Source organism: Candidatus Marinimicrobia bacterium CG08_land_8_20_14_0_20_45_22 (genome assembly GCA_002774355.1).
Classification (GTDB): domain Bacteria; phylum Fidelibacterota; class UBA2242; order UBA2242; family UBA2242; genus 0-14-0-20-45-22.
Genome location: PEYN01000010.1, coordinates 1 through 4,266, shown reverse-complemented (window position 1 = coordinate 4,266; position 4,266 = coordinate 1). Strand labels below are relative to the sequence as shown.

Annotated in this window: 6 protein-coding genes; all 6 read left to right on the top strand. The window is 41.7% G+C overall.

The window, feature by feature from the left end; genetic code table 11:
* On the top strand, positions 1-1,131 hold a 1,131-nt coding region (locus COT43_00735; protein PIS30945.1), incomplete at its 5' end, for a restriction endonuclease subunit M.
* Between the two features lie 23 nt (positions 1,132-1,154).
* Positions 1,155-1,940, top strand: a complete 786-nt coding sequence (locus COT43_00730) for a TdeIII family type II restriction endonuclease (protein ID PIS30944.1) — start codon at positions 1,155-1,157, stop codon at positions 1,938-1,940.
* On the top strand, positions 1,941-2,126 hold the full coding sequence (locus COT43_00725) for a hypothetical protein (GenBank protein ID PIS30943.1): 186 nt from the start codon (positions 1,941-1,943) through the stop codon (positions 2,124-2,126).
* A gap of 7 nt (positions 2,127-2,133) precedes the next feature.
* Positions 2,134-2,775: an endonuclease III gene (gene nth / locus COT43_00720; protein ID PIS30942.1), complete on the top strand. Its 642-nt coding sequence runs from the start codon at positions 2,134-2,136 to the stop codon at positions 2,773-2,775.
* A gap of 7 nt (positions 2,776-2,782) precedes the next feature.
* On the top strand, positions 2,783-3,895 hold the full coding sequence (locus COT43_00715) for a DUF1016 domain-containing protein (protein PIS30941.1): 1,113 nt from the start codon (positions 2,783-2,785) through the stop codon (positions 3,893-3,895).
* 11 nt (positions 3,896-3,906) lie between these two features.
* Positions 3,907-4,266: GTP cyclohydrolase I FolE (locus tag COT43_00710; GenBank protein ID PIS30940.1), on the top strand; the 360-nt coding region annotated here is incomplete at its 3' end.

The following is a 4,266-nucleotide window of genomic DNA, read 5'->3' as shown; positions in this document are numbered from 1 at the left end:
CATGCAGTCGGAATTGATATTTCCGCTTTCAACGCCCTGATTAGTAATGTGAAAATTGGAAAGTACGATTTGTTTGCTCTTCAAGAAGAGATAACAAAAATCACACGTTCACTTCGCGCATTTCATTCAAAAAAAAATATTCTTAAGTTCGATATCAAACTGACCGAAACATTGTCATCATTCGACAATGAGTTTTTTCCATCTCCTGAATACAAGCAAAAGGTTCGACAGAATAAGATCGACGAAAAATCCTATGGGCAGAAAAAGTCCGATGAATTTTTAAAGATATACTGGAAATTGATACAGAAATATGATATTTCCTTAAGGCAATCATCCGAAAGTAATTTCCTCGATAAATGGTATCTAAAACCGATTCGAGACGAAATAGATTTTGTTTTCACCCAAATAAAATCAATACAGAATATCGATATAAAAAAAGCAATAAGCATTATTTTCAGTAGAACTATTCGATCCTGCCGCGCTACGACCCATGCCGATTTAGCAACTTTAATAGAACCAATGACGACGACTTACTATTGTGCCAAGCACGGAAAAATATGTAAACCACTTTTTTCAATTCTCAACTGGTGGGAGAGATACAGCAAAGACACTATCGTCAGGTTATCTACTTTTAATAAGTTAAGAACCGAAACCTTTCAACACTGTCTCGTCGGCGATTCTAGAGTAATTGATATTGTCGGAAAACTTGAAAGCAAATGCCCAGATTTGGCAAGTCTTGTGCAGAATAAAAAAATCGATGGCATTTTTTCAAGTCCGCCGTATGTTGGTCTTATTAATTATCACGAACAACATGCTTATGCATATGACTTGTTCGGATTCGAAAGAAACGATGAGTCAGAAATTGGCCCTCTTTACAAAGGAAATGGAAGAGAAGCACGGGAATCTTACGTCCAGGGTATTTCTGATGCCTTAATCAATTGTAAAAGATACCTTAGACCCGACTACAACGTTTTTCTTGTCGCAAATGATAAGCATGGTCTTTATCCTATCATTGCAGAAAAAGCGGGAATGAAAATCGTCAATCGCTACCGACGGCCGGTGTTGAACCGTTCTGAAAAAGATAAAGGAGCATATTCAGAGATCATTTTTCATATAAAGGATTCGGAATAAGTAAAAACAAATGGAGGCGAACATTGCCACTATCAATAAAAAAAATTAATTCCATTGAAAATATTCTTAGTAACAGTCTCCGACATAAATTTGAGAATTATAATCCTGAACCAGCATCAATGCCATTTCACACAAGGTTACTCGGCAAAGACAGAATGGCATTATTCTCTTTTATACATTCCTTAAACACGAATTTTGGAACAAGTATATTTGAACCGGTTGCATTAGAACTCGCATCATCAAACTTCGCAAGCGCGGCTTCACAACAGACAGCGGGATCACAAATTTCATCAGAGGCACACCAAGTAATTCAGAATATAATGGACGGTTTAGCAACAGCTAATTTGTCCCCAAACAAACCAGATGAAATCAAATCAATCAGAGCGGTTTGTAGACAAGGAGAAATGAAAACTGTCAAACTCACTAAGGTTGATATTAAACTTGTTGATCATAATGGAACTATCTACTTTTTTGACTTGAAGACGGCAAAACCAAACGCTGGTGGTTTTAAGGAATTTAAAAGAACACTTTTAGAATGGATTGCAGCAGCACTTGCCTCAAATCCACAAGCAGACGTTCAATCATTCATTGCAATTCCTTATAATCCATACGAACCAAAACCTTATAGCCGCTGGACAATGAGAGGAATGCTTGATCTCCAAGAAGAATTAAAAGTAGCAGACGAGTTTTGGAATTTTTTAGGTGGCGAAGGAGCATTTAATCAATTGCTGGATTGTTTCGAACGTGTTGGTATAGAATTACGTCCAGAAATAGATCGGTATTTTAACAGATTTATTCAGGAGCAATAAATGCGAAGCGATAAAACTATTTATTCGATTCAGATCGCCGATGTTCAGACTGTTGCCGAACAGGAATTAGATCGAAAACTGACACAGGATGAACTTAAACTTGTCGCAGATGCAGTTCAGTCCGATGATTACTTCGGCTGGTATGATGGAATTATTCGAATTTTTCAAAAATTGCAACTCACTTAGTCACTAAATGGAAAATAAAACTAGAAGCGAAAAATCTGATATTTCTTCCGTAATCTTCCCCCGCCTCTCCGCCGCCTATCCGACGGCGCACTGCGCGCTGAATCATACCAATCCCCGCGAGCTGTTGATTGCGACCATTCTTTCAGCCCAGTGTACCGATAAGCGTGTCAACATGGTTACGCCAGGACTTTTCCAGAAATATCCGACCGCGCAAGCCTTCGCGGACGCCGATCTCGAAGAACTCAAGAACGACATCCGCTCGACCGGCTTTTTCAACAATAAAGCCAAGGCAATCAAATCCGCCATGAAATCGGTCAGCGATAAATTTGGCGGCGAAATTCCCAGAACGATGGAAGAACTTCTGCAACTCGAAGGTGTCGGCCGCAAAACCGCCAATGTCGTTCTCGGCGATGCTTTTGGCGTGCCGGGAATCGTAGTCGATACACACGTCAAACGGCTGGCGAACCTGCTCGGACTGACAAAAAACGCCGACCCGGAAAAAATCGAACAGGATTTGATGAAACAATTCCCAAAAGAACAATGGACGATGCTCGGACATTTGCTGATCGAACATGGCCGGGTGGTTTGTATCGCCCGCCGTCCGCAATGCGGTCAATGTGTTCTGAACGATATTTGCCCATCTGCTTAGAGAATCAATGACTAAAGAAAATCAAGTCACCGAATCTGTTTTTCAGAATATCCGTAGCGTTTTAGAGAACGCCCGAGCCAGAACCTATCGGGCAGTAAACTTCATTATGGTCGAAGCTTATTGGAATATCGGGCGGATTATCGTCGAAGAGGAGCAAAAAGGCAAAAGAAGAGCGAAATTTGGGCAACGACTGATCGCAGAACTTTCTAAAAGACTCACTGCTGAATTTGGACACGGTTTCGATCCGAGTAATTTATGGTACATGCGCAAGTTTTTCCTCTTTTTCCCAATTCTCGACGCACTGCGTCGAGAAGTAATGGCTATCTCTGTCATGGGTGCAAGTGGCAAAACCTCTATAGGATTGGGGATGGCTATCAGGCGGGAACTGACCTGGACGCATTATCGCTTGTTGTTAAGAGTCGAAAATCCCGATGCACGTTCATTCTATATGAACGAGACCGCCAATAACCGTTGGAGCACCCGTGAATTAGACCGGCAAATCAGTTCTTTGCTTTTTGAACGTCTTGCTCTAAGCAAGGATAAATCGGGTGTTCTGGCTTTAGCATCCGAAGGACAAATCATTCAGTCTCCATCCGATTTGATCAAAGATCCCTACGTTTTGGAATTTCTTGGGCTGGAACATCACGAAAAAATCATCGAAAAAGACCTCGAGCAGGCGTTGATTAATCACATCCAGTTTTTTCTATTGGAACTTGGAAAAGGGTTCTCATTCGTCGCTCGTCAACAGCGGGTTACTCTGGATGGCGACCATTTTTACATCGATCTGGTTTTCTACAACCGGCTGGCGCACTGTTTCGTCCTGATCGATCTTAAAGTTGGGAAAATTACCCATCAGGACATCGGCCAGATGCAGATGTATGTGAATTATTACCAGCGGACGCAAAAATCGGAAGAGGAAAATAATCCCATCGGGATAATTCTCTGCGCCGAAAAAAATGACGCCGTCATCCGATTCACCTTACCGGAAGATCAAAAGCAAATTTTCATTTCCAAGTATTTTCGTTATTTTCCATCGGAGGAAGAACTCCGCCGGGAAATTTTACGTCAAAAAGAATCTTTTGAATTGGAACATAAATTAAAAAAACCGGGTAGGCTTTGAACTGAGGCATCATGCAAACTGAAGAAATCATCCGCAATTTGCTTATCAATATCGGCGAAAATCCCGAACGGCCGGAACTGCTGAAAACGCCATCGCGCGTCGCCGAATTCTGGCAATATATTTCTCAGGGCTATAAAGTCGATGTGCCCGCGATGCTGAAAGAATCGCTCATTTACGAGAATTACAACCAGATGATCATTGTGAAAGATGTTGATTTCTTCAGCATGTGCGAACATCACCTCGTGCCATTCTTCGGCAAGGCACACATCGCTTATATTCCTAACGGTAAAATCATCGGCTTCAGCAAGATTCCGCGCGTTATTACGGCTTTTGCCCAGCGGCTTCAAATTCAGGAGCGGATGACGCAACAA

Excerpts from the sequence above, each read along its gene's own strand:
- COT43_00725 (PIS30943.1), top strand. The coding sequence starts at position 1,941 with ATGCGAAGCGATAAAACTATTTATTCGATTCAGATCGCCGATGTTCAG.
- COT43_00715 (PIS30941.1), top strand. The coding sequence starts at position 2,783 with ATGACTAAAGAAAATCAAGTCACCGAATCTGTTTTTCAGAATATCCGT.
- nth (PIS30942.1), top strand. The coding sequence starts at position 2,134 with ATGGAAAATAAAACTAGAAGCGAAAAATCTGATATTTCTTCCGTAATC.